General features: G+C 75.6%; 13 protein-coding genes. 12 read left to right on the top strand and 1 reads right to left on the bottom strand.

Annotated elements, in window-relative coordinates:
- The first annotated feature begins 10 nt into the window (after positions 1-10).
- From VNF07_11620 to VNF07_11580, 9 genes are all read left to right on the top strand, one after another.
- The gene (locus VNF07_11620; GenBank protein HVB06883.1) at positions 11-1,084 is read left to right on the top strand and encodes an NDP-sugar synthase; all 1,074 of its coding nucleotides are present in this window, start codon (positions 11-13) and stop codon (positions 1,082-1,084) included.
- A 6-nt stretch (positions 1,085-1,090) separates the two neighbouring features.
- The gene (locus VNF07_11615) at positions 1,091-2,041 is read left to right on the top strand and encodes an NAD-dependent epimerase/dehydratase family protein (GenBank protein HVB06882.1); all 951 of its coding nucleotides are present in this window, start codon (positions 1,091-1,093) and stop codon (positions 2,039-2,041) included.
- Positions 2,038-2,967, top strand: coding sequence for a 2-phospho-L-lactate transferase (gene cofD / locus VNF07_11610; GenBank protein HVB06881.1), 930 nt, complete (start codon positions 2,038-2,040; stop codon positions 2,965-2,967). Before VNF07_11615 ends, cofD begins: the two co-directional genes overlap by 4 nt.
- Before the next feature lie 61 nt (positions 2,968-3,028).
- Positions 3,029-3,721: a coenzyme F420-0:L-glutamate ligase gene (gene cofE, locus VNF07_11605; protein ID HVB06880.1), complete on the top strand. Its 693-nt coding sequence runs from the start codon at positions 3,029-3,031 to the stop codon at positions 3,719-3,721.
- Entirely contained in the window at positions 3,718-4,842 is a 1,125-nt protein-coding gene (locus tag VNF07_11600) for a glycosyltransferase family 1 protein (protein HVB06879.1), read from the top strand. The genes cofE and VNF07_11600 overlap by 4 nt, the downstream gene beginning before the upstream one ends.
- Positions 4,839-5,951 (top strand): glycosyltransferase family 1 protein, encoded by a 1,113-nt coding sequence (locus tag VNF07_11595; GenBank protein HVB06878.1) that lies wholly within the window; start codon positions 4,839-4,841, stop codon positions 5,949-5,951. The genes VNF07_11600 and VNF07_11595 overlap by 4 nt, the downstream gene beginning before the upstream one ends.
- 137 nt (positions 5,952-6,088) lie before the next feature.
- Positions 6,089-6,979 (top strand): GDP-mannose 4,6-dehydratase, encoded by an 891-nt coding sequence (locus VNF07_11590; protein ID HVB06877.1) that lies wholly within the window; start codon positions 6,089-6,091, stop codon positions 6,977-6,979.
- A gap of 64 nt (positions 6,980-7,043) precedes the next feature.
- Positions 7,044-9,998 (top strand): glycosyltransferase family 2 protein, encoded by a 2,955-nt coding sequence (locus VNF07_11585; GenBank protein HVB06876.1) that lies wholly within the window; start codon positions 7,044-7,046, stop codon positions 9,996-9,998.
- Entirely contained in the window at positions 9,998-11,542 is a 1,545-nt protein-coding gene (locus VNF07_11580) for a DUF5719 family protein (GenBank protein HVB06875.1), read from the top strand. The genes VNF07_11585 and VNF07_11580 overlap by 1 nt, the downstream gene beginning before the upstream one ends.
- Here the strand turns inward: VNF07_11580 and ftsH are convergent.
- On the bottom strand, positions 11,482-13,542 hold the full coding sequence (gene ftsH, locus VNF07_11575) for an ATP-dependent zinc metalloprotease FtsH (GenBank protein ID HVB06874.1): 2,061 nt from the start codon (positions 13,540-13,542) through the stop codon (positions 11,482-11,484). The two genes, VNF07_11580 and ftsH, sit on opposite strands and share 61 nt — an antisense overlap.
- A gap of 123 nt (positions 13,543-13,665) precedes the next feature.
- Here ftsH and VNF07_11570 point away from each other — a divergent pair, with 123 nt between their 5' ends.
- Genes VNF07_11570 through VNF07_11560 form a run of 3 tightly spaced genes read left to right on the top strand, consistent with a single transcriptional unit; the run spans position 13,666 to position 16,152 of the window.
- Positions 13,666-14,418 carry a CPBP family intramembrane glutamic endopeptidase gene (locus VNF07_11570; protein ID HVB06873.1) on the top strand — a complete coding sequence of 251 codons (753 nt, stop codon included), beginning with the start codon at positions 13,666-13,668 and terminating at the stop codon, positions 14,416-14,418.
- A 51-nt stretch (positions 14,419-14,469) separates the two neighbouring features.
- Positions 14,470-15,846 (top strand): phosphomannomutase/phosphoglucomutase, encoded by a 1,377-nt coding sequence (gene manB / locus VNF07_11565; protein ID HVB06872.1) that lies wholly within the window; start codon positions 14,470-14,472, stop codon positions 15,844-15,846.
- A 54-nt stretch (positions 15,847-15,900) separates the two neighbouring features.
- Positions 15,901-16,152 (top strand): Trm112 family protein, encoded by a 252-nt coding sequence (locus VNF07_11560; protein ID HVB06871.1) that lies wholly within the window; start codon positions 15,901-15,903, stop codon positions 16,150-16,152.
- The last annotated feature ends 11 nt before the right edge of the window (positions 16,153-16,163 follow it).

The following is a 16,163-nucleotide window of genomic DNA, read 5'->3' as shown; positions in this document are numbered from 1 at the left end:
GGCGCGGCCGATGCGGGCACTCGTCCTCGTCGGCGGCCAGGGCACGCGGCTGCGGCCGCTCACCTACGACATCCCGAAGCCGATGCTCCCCGTCGCCGGCCGGCCGATCATCGCTCGCATCCTCGAGTGGCTGGGCCGCCACGGCGTCTGCGAGGCGACCCTCTCCCTCGGCTACCTCCCCCAGCCCTTCCTCGACACCTTCCCGAGCGGCGAGGTGGCCGGCGTGCGCCTCCGCTACGCGGTGGAGAGCGAGCCGCTCGACACCGCGGGGGCGATCCGCTACGCCGCGGCGCAGTCGGCGATGAGCGACGAGCGGATCGTGGTCGTGAACGGCGACATCCTCACCGACCTCGACCTCGGCGCGCTGATCGCCTTCCACGAGGCCCGCGGCGCCTGCGCGTCGATCGCGCTCACCCCCGTCGAGGACCCCTCGGCCTACGGCGTGGTCGACAAGGCCGCCGACGGCGAGGTGCTGGCCTTCATCGAGAAGCCCGCCCCGGGCGCCGAGCCGACCAACCTCATCAACGCCGGCACCTACGTCCTTGAGCCCGAGGCGCTGGCGATGATCGCCCCCGAGGGGCGGGTCTCGATCGAGCGCGAGACCTTCCCGCAGCTCGTCGCCGCGGGCCGTCTCTACGCGATGGAGTCCGACGCCTACTGGATCGACACCGGCACCCCGGAGCGCTACCGGCAGGCCCAGCTCGACGTGCTGCGCGGCCTGCGCCCCGACGTCGTCGTGCCCGACGCCACCGAGCTGCGCCCCGGCCTGTTCCTCGGCGAGGGCGCGCAGCTCCTCGGCGAGGCCGCGGGCGAGGTGCTCCTCGGCGCCGGGGCGCTCGTCGAAAAGGGGGCCAGCGTCACCGACTCGACGATCGGTGAACGGGTCGTCGTCGCCTCGGGCGCGACCGTGCGCGACGCCGTCGTGCTCGCCGACGCCGAGATCGCGAAGGGCGCCGTGGTCGAGGCCGCGGTGATCGGCCCGGGCGCGCTCGTCGGCGCCGGCGCCCTCGTCTCGGGGGCGATCATCGGCCACGGGGCGACCGTCGAGCCCGGCGCCGAGCTGCGCGGCGACCCGCCCTCGTAGGCCAGGGTGCGCGCGCTCGTCACCGGGGGCGCGGGGTTCATCGGCTCCGCGCTCGTCGACCGCCTTCTCGCCGAGGGCCACGTCGTCGACGCCGTCGACGACCTTTCGAGCGGCTCACTGGCGAACCTCGCCGAGGCACGGCGCCGCGGCAGGGGCTTCAGCTTCACCCAGCTCGACGTGCGCGACCCGGCGCTCACCGAGCACCTCGCGCTCCACCGTCCCGAGGTGGTCTTCCACCTCGCCGCGCAGTCGAGCGTCCTCGTCTCGACCGAGCACCCGCTGCGCGACGCGGAGGTCAACGTCCTCGGCGGGCTGCGCCTCCTCGACGCGGCGCGCGCCGGCGGGGTGAAGAAGGTGGTCTTCGCCGCCTCGGGGGGCGCCCTCTACGATGAGCCGGCCGCCGGCGCGCGCCCCGTCGACGAGCGCGCCCCGCGCCTCGTCCGCTCGCCCTACGGCGCCGCCAAGCGGGCGATGCTCGACTACCTCGCCTGCTACCGCGAGCTCTACGGCCTCGAGTACAGCGCCCTCGCGCTCGGCAACGTCTACGGGCCCCGCCAGGACGCGAGCGGCGAGGGGGGAGTGGTGGCGATCTTCGCGACGCGGCTGCTCGCCGGCGAGCCCTGCGAGATCCACGGCGACGGCAGCCAGGTGCGCGACTTCGTCTTCGTCGACGACGTGGTCGACGCCTTCTCCCGCGCCGCCGGGCGAGGCTCGGGCCTGGTGCTCAACATCGGGACCGGTGTCGGGACGACGATCGCCGAGCTCTACGAGCGGCTGCGGGTGCTCACCGGATCGAGGGCCAAGCCGAGGCGCGCCCCGGCGCGCCCCGGCGACGCGCGCGTCAGCGTGCTCGACGCCGGGCGCGCCGCGCTGCACCTCGGCTGGAAGCCGTGGACCCCCCTCGACGAGGGCCTCGCGCTCGTCGTCGAGGCCTGCCGCAGCGGCGTGCCCCGGTGATCGCCGTCCTCTGTGGCGGCGTCGGGGCGGCGCGCCTGCTCGCCGGGGCGCGCCGGGTGGTGGCCGGCGGCGAGCTCGTCGCGGTGGTGAACACCGGCGACGACCTCGAGCTCTTCGGCCTCTCGGTCTCCCCGGACCTCGACACGATCACCTACACCCTCGCCGGCGAGATGAACCCCGAGAGCGGCTGGGGGCGGCGGGGGGAGAGCTTCCGGGCCCTCGGCGAGCTCGGGCGCTTCGGCGCGCCGACCTGGTTCGGCCTCGGTGACCTCGACCTCGCGACCCACCTCTACCGGAGCGGCCGCCTCGCCGAGGGGGCGTGCCTCTCGGAGGTCACGGCCGAGATCGCCGCCGCCTTCGGCGTGACGACGCGGCTGCTGCCGATGACCGACGACCGCGTGCGCACCCGGCTGCGCTTAGAGGGCGGCGAGGAGGTCGCCTTCCAGGAGTACTTCGTGCACCGGCGCCACAGCGTCGCCGTCGACGAGGTGCACTACGAGGGCGCCGAGCTCGCCACCCCCGCACCCGGCGTCGCCGAGGCCCTCGCCGCGGCCGAGGTGGTGCTGATCGCCCCCTCGAACCCGATCGTCTCCATCGGCCCGATCCTCTCGGTGCCCGGGGTGGCCGACGCGCTCTTCGCCCGCCGCTCCTCGGTCGTCGCCGTCTCGCCGATCGTCGGCGGCGTGGCGCTGAAGGGGCCCGCCGACCGGTTGCTCGTCGAGCTCGGCGGCCGCTCCTCGGTGGGCGGCGTCGCCGAGTGCCTCGCCGAGGTCGCCGGCACGCTCGTGATCGACCGCGCCGACGCGGCGCTCGCCGGCGAGGTGGAGGCCGAGGGGATGCGGGCGGTCGTCGCCGACACCGTGATGCGCGATCCCGCCGTCGCCGAGGCGCTCACCGAGGTGGCGATCGCCGCCGCCCGACCCTGATCGTGGCGCCCGGTAAGACTGGGGCCGAGATGAGCCTCCACCGCCGCTCCAGAGGTCGCTGATGCTGCAGGTCTTCCCGGTCGAGGGCCTCCCCGAGGTGCGCCCCGGCGACAAGATCGGCGAGCTGATCGCCGCCCAGGCCTCCCTCGAGGACCGCGACGTCCTCGTCGTGACGCAGAAGATCGTCTCCAAGGCCGAGGGGCGCATCGTCGCCGTCGACCCGACCGACGCCAGCGCCAAGCGCCGCCTCGCCGAGTCCGAGGCGGTGCGGGTGCTGCGCCGTCGCGGCGACCTCGTGATCACCGAGACCCGCCACGGCTTTGTCTGCGCGAACTCCGGCGTCGACCTCTCCAACGTCGAGGAGGGCTTCGCCGTGCTGCTCCCGGTCGACCCCGACCGCTCGGCGCGCGGCATCCGCGACGCGCTGCGGGTGCTCGCCGGCGTCGAGGTCGGGGTGATCATCTCCGACACCTTCGGCCGGGTCTGGCGGCGCGGCCTCACCGACGTCGCGATCGGCTGCGCGGGGATCGCCGCCGTGGTCGACCTGCGCGGCGAGCGCGACGCCCTCGGGCGCGAGCTCGTGGCCACCGAGGTCTGCGTCGCGGACGAGATCGCCGGAGCGGCCGAGCTCGTGATGGGGAAGTCCTCCGGCTACCCCGTCGGCGTCGTGCGCGGCATCGACCCCGCCGCCTTTCGGGAGTCCTCGGTGCGCAGGGAGATCGTGCGCCCGCCCGGCGAGGACCTCTTCCGTTGATCCGGCTGTCGGGCGCTCCCGCCGACACGTTGCGCGCGACGAGCATCGGCATCGTCGTCGAACAGCTCCGCCGCGCCGTCCCGGGCGGGGTCGGCACGCACATCCGCGGCCTCCTCGCGGGCCTCGCGGAGCTCGGCGAACAGGCCGCGCCGCCCGTCGTGCTCGTCGCCAGCCGCCCGCCGCGGCGCCCGGACCCCCTCGAGGCCCTCGGCGAGCCCGTCGCCGCCCTCGGCCTCCCCGAGCCGCTCCTCACCCGTGCCTGGGCGCTCGGCGCGGCGGCGCTGCGCGGCTACCGCCTCGTGCACACGACCGGCTTCGACATCCCGCCGGTCGCCGGCCCGCTCGTCGTCACCGTCCACGACCTGCTCTGGCGCGAGCTCCCCGAGGCCTACGGCCGCCACGGCAGGGCCTGGCACGAGGGGGCGCTGCGCCGCGCCGTGCGCCGCGCCGCCGCCTTCGTGGTCACCTCCGCCGAGGTCGGCGACTCGCTCGCCGAGGTCGTCGGCGAGGGTCGGGAGATCGCCCTCATCGAGATGGGCGCCGACCACCGCGCCGCCCCGGACCACGCCGCCGCCGCCGCCCTCGTCTCCTCGCTCGGGGTCTCCGGCGACTACCTGCTCGCGGTCGGCACGCTCGAGCCGCGCAAGAACCTGCCGCGCCTCGTCGCCGCCTACCAGTCCGTGCGCGAGCGCCTGCCGGGGCGGCCGTCGCTCGTCCTCTGCGGCCCGGAGGGGTGGGGGCCGCTCCCGGTCGCGGGCGAGGCGCCCGGCGTGTTCTTCACCGGGCGGGTCCCCGAGGCGGTCCTCTCCGGCCTCTACGCCGGCGCGCTCGCCCTCTGCTACGTCTCGCTCGGCGAGGGCTTCGGCCTCCCCGTCGCGGAGGCGATGGCGGCGGGGTTGCCGGTGCTCGCGGGGAGGGCGCCCGTCGCCGGCGACGCCGCCCTCACCGTCGACCCCCGCGACGTCGCGGCGATCGCCGACGGCCTGGTGGCGCTCGCCGGCGACGCCGGCCTGCGGGGACGCCTCGTCGAGGCGGGCCGTCGCCGCGCTGAGCGCCTCACCTGGCGGCGGGCGGCGACCGAGCACGTGGCGCTGTGGGACGCCCTCGCCCCCCCGCGGTGAGCGCGCTGCGCGTCGCCCTCGACGTCACCGCCGTCCCCGAGCAGCTGACCGGTGCCGGCGTCTACGTGCGCGAGCTCGCGAGGGCGCTCGTCCAGCGCGACGACGTCGCGCTCGAGCTCGTGACGCGCCGCCGCGACGCGGCGCGCTGGGAGGCGCTCGCGCCGGCCGCGGTGCGCGCCGTCGCCCCCGGGAACCGGGTGGCCCGCCTCGCCTTCGGCGAGCTCGCCCTCGGGCGGGCGCTCCGCAGGGACGCTCCCGAGCTGCTGCACGGGCCGCACTACACGATGCCCCGCGGCGGCGAGCTCCCCGTCGTCGTCACGATCCACGACCTCACCCTCGTCGAGCACCCCGAGTGGCACGAGGCGAGCAAGGTCCGCTACTTCCGCAGGGCGATCGGCCACGCGGCGCGCCACGCCGCCCTTCTCGTCTGTGTGAGCGAGCACACCGCGCAGCGGCTGCGGGCCCGCTACTCGCCCGCCTGCCCGGTGGTGGTGGTCCCGCACGGGGTCGACCACGAGCGCTTCCGCCCCGAAGAGCCCGCCCCGGGCCACGACGCCGCCGCGCTCGCGCCCCTCGCGCCGGGCGAGCGCTACGTGCTCTTCCTCGGCACCCTCGAGCCGAGGAAGAACCTCGTCGCCCTCGTCGAGGCCTTCGACCGGCTCGCGGCGAACGACCGCGAGCTGCGCCTCGTCCTCGCCGGCAGGGCGGGGTGGGGGAACCGCCCCCTCGAGGAGGCGATCGACCGCTCCGGGCACCGGGCGCGCATCCACCGCCTCGGCTACGTGAGCGACGCCGCCGCCCCGGCGCTGCTGCGCAACGCCGCCGCCGTCGCCTACCCCTCCAAGGAGGAGGGCTTCGGCCTTCCCGCCCTCGAGGCGCTCGCCTGCGGGGCGCCCCTCGTGACGAGCGCCGACAGCGTGATGGCCGAGCTCGCCGGCACGGCTGCGTGGAGCGCCGACGCGACGCCCGGCGCCCTCGCCGAGGCGCTCTCGGCGGCGCTCGCCGCCCCCGGCGCGCGACGCGCCGAGGGGATCGCCCGCGCCGCCGAGTTCACCTGGGAACAGAGCGCGGCCGGCCACGTCGCCTGCTATCGCGACGCGCTCGCTTGAGCGCCCCGCAGCAGGGGGTTGCCATCCCGCACCGCACCGGGGGCGCGCCGGTGGGCGCCAGTAGGCTCGGCGGGGTGGCGCTGGCGCGGCGGTCGGACGAGGCGGCGCCCGCGCGCGCCGGGACGGCCTAGGCCGCGGTGCGGGCCTTCCTCACGGGCGCCTCCGGCTTCGTCGGCGGCCACCTCGCGGCGCACCTCACCGCGAGCGGCGACGAGGTGAGCGCGCTCGACGGCCACAACGACCTGCTCGACCGCGAGGCGCTGCGCGAGCAGCTCGCGGCGGCGGCGCCGGAGGCGATCTACCACCTCGCGGCGCTGACGCATGTCGGGCGCTCCTGGGAGGACCCCGCCGAGACGATGCGGGTGAACGTGCTCGGCACCCTCGAGCTGCTGGAGGCAGCGCGCACGCTCGGCTCGCCGCGCGTCCTGCTCGTCTCCTCGGCCGAGGTCTACGGCGCGGGGGAGGGGCGCGAGCTCGACGAGGAAGCGCCGCTGCGGCCGATCAGCCCCTATGCGGCGAGCAAGGTCTCCGCCGAGTACCTCGGGCTACAGGCCTTCCTCGGCCGCGGCCTGCCGGTGGTGCGCGCCCGGCCCTTCAACCACGTCGGCCCGGGCCAGAGCGACGCCTTCGTCGTCTCCGCGCTCGCCCTCCGCGTCGTCGAGGCCGAGCGGGCCGGCGGGGGCGAGGTGCGGGTCGGCAACCTCGGCGCGGCGCGCGACTTCACCGACGTGCGCGACGTCGTGCGCGCCTACCGCCTGCTCGTCACCGAGGGGGAGGCGGGGGGCGTCTACAACGTCTGCTCGGGGCGGCCGCGCACGATCGCCTCGCTGCTCGAGGGGCTGATCGCGCGCTCGCCGGCGGAGATCCGCGCCGTCGTCGACCCCGCGCTCTTCCGCCCCGTCGACATCCCCCTCCTGTCCGGCAGCGGCAAGCGCCTCGAGGCGCTCACCGGCTGGCGGCCCGAGATCGACCTCGAGCGGACCCTCGACGACGTGCTCGCCGCCTACCGGGAGCAAGAGGCGGGCTGACGACGACGCCGCTCTCGCGCCGCGGCGCGCCCACTGCTCCGCCCAACCGGTAAGTTTGCGCCCCGTGCCGGACGAGCTAGTTCCTCCGGTCGTCGCGGTCGTCGTCTGCCAGGACCCCGGCCCCTGGCTCGAGGAGTGCCTCTCCTCGCTCGCCGCCCAGGACTACCCCCAGCTCTCGGTCCTCGTCGTCGACGCCGCGAGCGAGCGGCCGGTCGCGCCGCGGGTGGCCGCCGTCGCGCCCGACTTCTTCCTCCACCGCCTGGAGGACAACCTCGGCTTCGGCCCCTCGGCGAACAGCGTCACGGGCCTCGTCTCGGGCGCCTCCTACTACTGCTTCTGCCACGACGACGTCGTCCTCGAGGCCGACGTCGTGCGCCGCCTCGTCGAGGAGTCCTTCCGCTCCAACGCCGGCATCACCGGCCCGAAGCTCGTCGACCACAACGCCCCCAACCGCCTGCTGCAGCTCGGCCTCGGCGTCGACCGCTTCGCCGCACCGCTGCGACGGGTGGAGCGCCACGAGTTCGACCAGGCCCAGCACGACGAGGTGAGCGAGGTCTTCGCCGTCCCCGGCGCCTGCACCCTCATCCGCGCCGACCTCTTCGCGGCGATCGGCGGCTTCGACCCGCAGATCTCGATGTTCGGCGAGGACGTCGACCTCTGCTGGCGGGCGCGCCTCGCCTCGGCGCGCATCGTCGTCGTCCCGACGGCGGTCGCCCGCCACCTGGAGGCGACCGCGGCGCGCCGCCGCCCCCTCCCCGAGTCCCGCTCGCTGCAGTGGCGCCACGAGCTGCGCGCCGTGCTGAAGAACTACGGCCGCTGGCGGCGCACGGTCGTGCTCGCCCAGCTCGCCGTGCTCTCGGCGCTCGAGATCGCCTACTTCTTCGTGATCGGCCGGCGCGACCGCGTCCACCAGGTCTCGGGGGCGTGGCGCTGGAACCTCTCCTCCGAGCGCGGCCTCGCCGCGGCGCGCCTCGAGGTCGCGGCGCTCCGGCGGCTGCCCGACCGCGAGGTCTGCTCGCTCATGAGCCACCGCACCTTCCGCCTCTGGCGCTCGCTGGCGCGCAACGTCGAGGCGCGCGCGCTGCGCCTCTCGCGCGACTCTCGGCTGCGCGCCGAGCGGGGGGTCGACCACCTCCGCCACCGCCGCACCCCGCAGCGCCGCGAGCTCTCGAGCCTCGTCGTCGCGCTCGTCTGCATCTTCGTCTTCGGCGCCCGCTCGCTGCTCGTCGGCCACCTGCCGGCGGTCGGCAACCTGCAGCCGCTGCCCTCGCCGGCGACCCTCCTCGGCCACTTCTTCGGCGGCTTCGACGACGCCGGGAGCCAGAGCCCCGGCCCCGCCTCGCCCGCCTTCCTCCTCCTCGGCCTCGCCGGCCTCGTCACCTTCGGGGCGATGGGGGTGCTGCTGAAGCTCGTCCTCATCGTCACCTTCGTCGCCGGCCCGATCGGGATCGCGCGCCTGGCGCGCCCCTTCGTCACCCCCGCGGCGCGCCTCGCGGCGGCCGCCTGCTACCTCTTCCTCCCTCTCGCCTGGAACGACCTCGCGGCCGGGGACCTCCCCGGCCTCATCTGCTTCGCGGGGATGCCCTTCCTCGTCGCGCGCGTGCTGCGCGCCGCGGGCGAGCCGCCCTTCGCCGCCGCGGGGGCGGCCGACGGCCAGGCGCTGCGGCGCGAGGTCGTCGGCTTCTCGGTGCTCCTCGCCCTCGTCGGCGCCTTCGTGCCGACGGTGCTGCTGATGACGCCGCTCGTCGCCCTCGTCGTCGCCTGGGCGGCGCTGTTCACCGACGGGCGCCGCGCCCCGCGCCGGCTGCTCGGCGTCACCGGCGCCTCCACGCTCGGGGCGGTCGTGCTGCTCCTGCCGTGGTCGGCGACCTTCCTGCAGCGCGACACGGCGTGGTCGGTGCTCACCGGCGCGGCGACGGACCCCGACCACGCGCCCGTCCTCGGCCAGATCCTCCGCCTCTACCTCGGGCCGGTCGGCAAGGGGACCCTCGGCTGGGCCTTCCTCGCCGCGGCGCTCTTCGTGCTCGTCTCGGGGACCGGGGCGCGGCTCGCGCTCGCGATCCGCATGTGGGCGCTGCTCCTCGCCTTCGCCCTCGTCACCTGGGCGCTCGCCGCCGGCTGGCTCGGGCCGGGCGGCGGCGCGGTGCGCGTCATCGTCACCCCGCTCGCGGTCGCGGTGGCGGTGCTCGTCGGCCTCGGCGCGGGGATCGTCCTCGAGGAGGTCCGCTCGGTCCACCTCGGCCGCCACCACCTCACCGCGACCGCCTTCACGCTCTGCTTCCTCGCCGGCCTGCTGCCGGTGCTCGGCGCCTCGCTGCCCGGCCGCTACTCGCTCCCCGAGACCGGCTACGACTCGGTCCTCGCCTGGACCGCCGCCCCGCCGCGCCAGGCGACCGGGACGCGGCTGTTGTGGCTCGGCGACCCGGTCTCGCTGCCGGGGGGCTCCTGGCAGCAGCGGCCGGGGCTCGCGCTCGCGCTCTCCGAGGGGGGACTGCCGACCGCCACCAGCCTCTTCCCGAGTCCGGACCCGGGCACGGTGCGCGCGATGGCCGCGGCGGTCGGCTCCGCCGAGTCGGGGACGACGGTCCGCCTCGGCTCGCTGCTCGCGCCGTACGCGGTGCGCTACGTCGTCGTCCCCTCGGCCCCCGCGCCCCTCCTCTCGGGGGGCACCCCCGTCGTCGCCGCCCCCGCCCCCCAGCTCGTCCTCGACGCGCTCGCGGACCAGACCGACCTGCAGGAGCTGCCGGTCGAGGGGGGAGCGGCCGTGTTCCGCAACACCGCCTGGAGGCCGAGCGCGGGGCGGGTCGCGGCTCCGGCCCACGCGCTGCCGCCACTCGGGCGAAGCCTCCTCGTCGCCTTCGAGCTCGCGGGGTGGGCGCTCCTCGCCCGCTCCCTCCTGCGGGGGCGCCGGGCGCGCCGCCAGGCGGCCCGCTCGCGTCACCTCCGCCAGCCGCACCACGCCGTGCACCTCCACGAGGAGCGTGCCGACGGGGCGCTGGTGAGCGGCGTGCAGAGCTGATGGCGACGCGCCCCTCACCGCTCGGCGGCGACCGCCGGGGCCACGTCGCGCTCGTCGTCGTGCTCGCGCTGCTCGCCCTCGCCGGCTACGCCAACGCGACCGTCCGCCACCGCCGCGCCTCGGCCGCGAACGCGCCGACGCGCGCCGTCGGCCAGGTCTTCCTCTCCGGGGAGGCGAGCTCGTCGGCCTGGTACTGCCCGGGGCCGCTCCCCCTCGACGTCGGCAAGGACACCGCCGCCGTCGAGCTCGCGAACGTCTCGGGGAGGGCGGTGCGCGGCGAGCTCGACCTCGTCACCGACCGCGGCCTGAACCTCGTCCACCAGGTGCGCCTCGCCCCGCACTCGACCCTCCGGCAGGCCTTCCCGACGCCGAAGCGCCCCGGCTGGGGGGCGGCCTCGGTGCTCCTCGACAGCCGCGGCGTCGGCGTCACCGAGATCGAGCACGGCTCGGCGGGGCCCGTCGCCACGGCCTGCACGACGTCGGTCGGGACGAACGCCACCGTCGCCGGCGGCGCCACGACGAAGGCGGCGAACATCGCCCTCGCCCTCTACGACCCGGGGGCGACCCCCGCCGTCGCCAACGTGAGCTTCACGACGAGCAGCGGCAGCAACGTCGCGCCCCCCGCCTTCCAGGGGCTCGCGATCGGCGCCGGCCAGCTGATCGTCGAGAACGTCGGCGAGTACCTCCCCGAGCAGCAGGCGGTGACGAGCTTCGTCGCGAGCTCGGGGGGGCGCATCGTCGTCGGGGAGATGGACTCCGACGTCCTGCAGCACGCCCGCACCCTCGCCTTCTCGTCAGGCATCGCGACCGCGGCGCGCGACTGGTACCTACCGCCGGTCCCGAGCGGCGGCGCGGCGACGCTCTCGCTGCTCGTCGTCAACACCTCGACGCGCGCCGCCGAGGTGGCGGTGCACACCGCCTCGACGAGCGGCTTCCTCGGCGCCGCGACCACCGTCCGCCAGGTCGCCGCCGGCGCCACCGCTCAGTTCAACCTCGCCCGCGACCCGAGCCCGGGGGCGCTGCGCTGGGGGCACGTGAGCGTCACGGCGGGGGACGGGGTGGTCGTCGAGCGCTCGCTCGTGATCCCGAGGGCGACCGCCGTCCCGGCGCTGCTCAGCGCGCCGCCGAAGGGAGCGGCGCGCGCCCGCTCCGCCTACCAGCTGCCGCCCACGGTGCCGGCGGGGGAGAGCAGCGAGGAGGGGACGCCGCTGCTCGCGCGCGGCTGGCTGCTCGGTGGCGGAGAGAGCGACGCGAGCGCGGGCGAGGTGGTCACCTTCGCCAACCCCGGCGACGCGCCGCTCACGGTGCACCTCTCGGCCCTCGGCGCCGACCAGCGGACGAGGGCCTCGCTCGCGAGGGTGGCGAGGATCGGCCTCGCGCCGCACAGCGTGCTGGCGCTCGACCTCTCCGGCGTCGTCGCCGGCGCCCCCGCGCTCACCCTCGTGGCGCGCGCCGACGGCTCGTTCGAGTGCGGCGCCGACCTCTACGCGCGGGGGAAGGGGTCGGTCGGCTTCAACTCCTCGGCGGCGATCCCGCTCGCGTGAGCCTCCGCGCCCCCTGAGGCGGCCGTGACCGGGGGGGCGAGCGGCGGCGCGAGGGGCGCATCGCGGATGCCGCGGGCGAAGTGCGGGATCGCCGAGTCGATGTCGTGCACGGGGCGCCCGAAGGCCTCGTCGATCAGGCGGGCGACCTCCTCGCCGTCGACGCTCTCCTTCTCGAGGAGCTGGTGGGCGACCGCCTCGAGGCCGGAGCGGTGCTCGGAGAGGACCTGGCGGGCCCGCTCCTCCTGGTCGCGCAGGATCGTCGCCACCTCCTCGTCGACGACGCGGCTCGTGTCCTCGGAGTAGTCGCGGGTGTGCATCAGGTCCTCGCCGAGGAAGACCGTGCCCTGCTGGCCCCAGGCCATCGGGCCGACGCGCGCCGACATCCCCCACTCGCGGACCATCTTGCGGGCGAGCTCGGTATTGCGCTGCAGGTCGTCGCTGGCCCCGGTCGAGAGGTCGCCGTAGACGAGCAGCTCGGCGACGCGCCCGCCCATGCGCACCGCGAGCGAGTCCTCGATGTACTCGCGGCGGTAGATGTGGCGCTCCTCGAGGGGGAGCTGCTGGGTGACGCCGAGCGCCATGCCGGTCGGGATGATGCTCACCTTCAGCAGCGGGTCGGCGTTCGGGAGCACGTAGGAGAGGACGGCGTGGCCGGACTCGTGGTAGGCGACGCGCGCCTTCTCCTCCTCGGAGAGGACGAGGCTGTCGCGCTGCTGGCCCATGAGGACGCGGTCGCGCGCGGCGTCGAAGTCGCGCATCTCGACCATCTGGCTGCCGCGCCGCACGGCGTGCAACGCCGCCTCGTTGACGAGGTTCGCGAGGTCCGCGCCAGACATCCCGGGCGTGCCGCGCGCCACGAGCTCGAGGTCGACGTCGGGGCCAATGCGCTTGTCCCGGCAGTGCACCTGCAGGATCGGCTTGCGCTCCTCGAGGTCGGGGAGGGGGACGACGATCTGGCGGTCGAAGCGCCCGGGGCGGAGCAGCGCGGGATCGAGGATGTCGGGGCGGTTCGTCGCCGCCATCATCACCACGCCCTCGGCGGGGTCGAAGCCGTCCATCTCGTTCAGCATCTGGTTGAGGGTCTGCTCGCGCTCGTCGTGGCCGCCGCCGAGGCCGGCGCCGCGCTTTCGGCCGATGGAGTCGATCTCGTCGACGAAGATGATCGCCGGCGCCTGCTTGCGGGCTGTCTGGAACAGGTCGCGCACCCGGCTCGCGCCGACGCCGACGAACATCTCCATGAAGTCCGAGCCGCTCACCGAGAGGAAGGGGACCCCCGCCTCGCCGGCGACGGCGCGCGCGAGCAGCGTCTTGCCCGTCCCCGGCGGGCCGACGAGCAGCACGCCCTTCGGGATGCGGGCGCCGATCTCGCGGAAGCGCCCCGGCGACTTCAAGAAGTCGACGACCTCGGAGATCTCCTGTTTCACGCCGTTGTAGCCGGCGACGTCGGAGAAGGTCGTGCGCGGCCGCTCGGTGGAATAGACCTTCGCCCGGCTGCGGCCGATCGACATGATCCCCGACATCTGCCCCTGCGCGCGGCGGTTCAGCCACAAGAAGAAGGCGATGAAGATCCCGACCGGCAGCAGGTAGAGAAGGAGCGTCGGGAGGATGCTCGAGGAGGGCGAGGAGAAGCTGAGGGTGGCCTTGGACTTCTGGATCGCGGCGATCTCGGCGTCGCTCGGGGGCGGGCCGGTCGTGGTGTAGTTCGAGCCGTCGGCGAGCACGCCGGTGATGTTGCCCGAGGAGTTGTCGACCACCGCCGTCTTCACCTGGTTCTGCGCGAGGTCGGACTGGAACTGGGTGTAGGTGAGGTGGGTCGCGCTCGAGTGGCCGGCGAGCGAGGTCGAGAAGAGGGCGATGATCACCACCACCGCGAGCAGCGCCGCGAACCACCGCCAGGTGGCGTCGCCCGAGCCCGGCGTGCCGGTGTTGTTGTTGCGGCCGGGCCCTCCGAGGCCCTTGCCGGGGCCGCCGGGGCGCAGATCCTGCGGTTGTCGACTCACCAGTACATCGTAGGCACCGCCCCCCGCGGAGCTGCCGCGCGCCCCGCGCCCCGCGCCCGCCCCGGCCCCGCCGCCCCCGGCCCGCCGAGTTGACCGCAGCCCTCGAAACGGGGACGCTCAGGCATGGCCGAGGTCCCAGACGAGCGCCCCTCCGGCCTCGCCAACCGCTTCGGGCTCGTCGAGGCGCTCTTCGGCTTCCTCGGGGGCGAGCTCGCCGGCTCCCTCCTCGCCGGCGCGGCGAACGCCCTCGCCGGCCACACGAGCCGTCTCGGCGAGGACGTCGGAGGACTCGTCGGCCTGTGGCTCGGCCTCCTCGCCGCCGTCCTCGCCGCCTCCTCGGCGGCGCGCCGCCGCGGCGAGCGCCCGGGCGTGCTCGATCGGCTGCACGCCGACTACGGCCTCGCGCTGCGGCCGAGCGACATCCCCCTCGGCATCGCCGTCGGCCTCGCCTCGGCCTACCTGCTGGTGCCCGCCCTCACCCTCCCGCTCACCCCCTTCGTCCACCACCTCTCCGAGCGCCTCTCGGCGCCCTCCAAGCAGCTCGCCGAGCACGTCGACGGCACCGGCTACGTGGCCCTCGCGCTGCTCGTCTGCGTCGGCACGCCGGTCGTCGAGGAGCTCTTCTTCCGCGGCCTCGTGCTGCGGGCGGCGCTCGGCCGCCTCGGCGGCGGGCGCGCCGGGACCGTCGGCGCGGTCCTCGTTACCGGCGCGCTCTTCGGCCTCGCCCACTTCCAGCCGATCGAGCTGCTCGCGCTCGCCGGCTTCGGCTGCGTGCTCTGCGTGCTCGCGCTGCGGACCGGGCGCCTCGGGGCGGGGATGTTCGCCCACGCGACCTTCAACGCGCTCACGATCATCTCCCTCGCGCGCTCGCACTGAGCGCCCGCGGCCCCCGGGGCCGCCGCCGACGGGGCGGTAGGCTGGGGCGACATGGCCTCCGCGGAAGCGCTCGGCGCGATCTTCAAGGCCTACGACGTGCGCGGCATCGTTCCCGACGAGCTCGACGAGCAGGCCGCCTACGCGATCGGCGTCGGCTTCGGCCGCTTCCTCACCGAGCAGGGCGGCGCGGCGCCGCGCCTCGTCGTCTGCCGGGACATGCGCAGCTCGGGGGTGGGGCTCGCCGCGGCGCTCACCGCCGGTGCGCAGCAGGCCGGCTGCACGGTGACCGACCTCGGCCTCGGCTCGACGGACCTGTTGTACTTCGCCTCCGGCTCGCTCGACGCCGCCGGGGCGATGCTCACCGCCTCGCACAACCCCGCGGACTACAACGGGATGAAGCTCTGCCTCCCCGGGGCGCGCCCGATCGGCGAGGACAGCGGCCTGTTCCAGGTGCGCGACCACGCGCTCGAGGCGCTCGCCGGCGCGCCGGCCGCGGCCCGCCCGGCGGTCGAGCCGGAGCACCGCGACCTCCTCGAGGCCTTCGCCGAGCACGTCCGCTCCTTCATCGACCTCGGCGCCCTGAGGCCGCTGCACGTCGTCGCCGACACGGCGAACGGCATGGGCGGCCTCGTCGCGCCGCAGGTCTTCAACGGCCTGCCCTTCTCCCTCGACGTCCTCTACGGCGAGCTCGACGGCACCTTCCCGAACCACCCCGCCGACCCGATCCAGGAGGCGAACCTCGTCGACCTGCGCGAGGCGATCCTCCGCAGCGGCGCCGACGTCGGCCTCGCCTTCGACGGCGACGCCGACCGCGTCTTCCTCGTCGACGAGCTGGGGGTGCCGCTCTCGGGCTCGCTCACCACGGCGATCGTCGCCAAGGCGATGCTCGAGAAGCACTCCGGCGCGACGATCCTCTACAACTGCATCTGCTCGCGCACGGTGCGCGAGGTGATCGCCGAGAACGGCGGCAAGGGGATCCGCACCCGCGTCGGCCACTCCTTCATCAAAGGGGTGATGGCCGAGAGCGGCGCCGTCTTCGGCGGCGAGCACTCCGGCCACTACTACTTCGCCGACAACTACCGCGCCGACTCGGGGATCATCGCCGCGATGGTCCTCCTCGAGCTGCTCTGCCGCTCGGGGACGACGCTCTCCGAGCTGCGCCGCCCCTTCGAGCGCTACGCCGACTCCGGCGAGATCAACAGCGTCGTCGACGACCCGCAGGGCGCGCTCGCCGGCGTCGAGGCCTACGCGGCGGCGAACGGCGCCGAGCTCGACCACCTCGACGGCCTCACCGCCGACTACCCGACGTGGTGGTTCAACCTCCGCCCCTCGAACACCGAGCCGCTGCTGCGCCTGAACGTGGAGGCGCGCACCGACGCGGAGCTGGAGCGGCGCGTCGCCGAGGTGCTCGCGCTGGTGCGCGGCTGACCGAAGGACTGGCCGGGCGGCCCCCTCGGGCCGCCTCCGAGAAAGGGAGTGGGCGTGGCGCTCGACCAACTGCTCATCGAAATCCTCGTCGACCCGGAGGACAAGCAGCCGCTGTGGTACTTCGAGGGCGACGAGGTCCTCTACAACCCGCGGCTGCAGCGCCGCTACGAGATCCGCGACGGCATCCCGATCCTGCTGATCTCCGAGGGCGTCGCCGTCGGCGACGAGGAGCACGCGGCCTACGAGGGGCGGCGCGAAGCGGCCGTCGAGACCGGCACCGGCGGGGCGGGCGCCGCGGGCAGCTGAGCGGCGGCGCC

It is taken from the genome of Acidimicrobiales bacterium, assembly GCA_035533595.1.
Classification (GTDB): Bacteria; Actinomycetota; Acidimicrobiia; order Acidimicrobiales; family Bog-793; genus DATLTN01.
The sequence above is the reverse complement of the archived record's forward strand: the minus strand, read 5'-3'. Positions and strand labels throughout refer to the sequence as shown.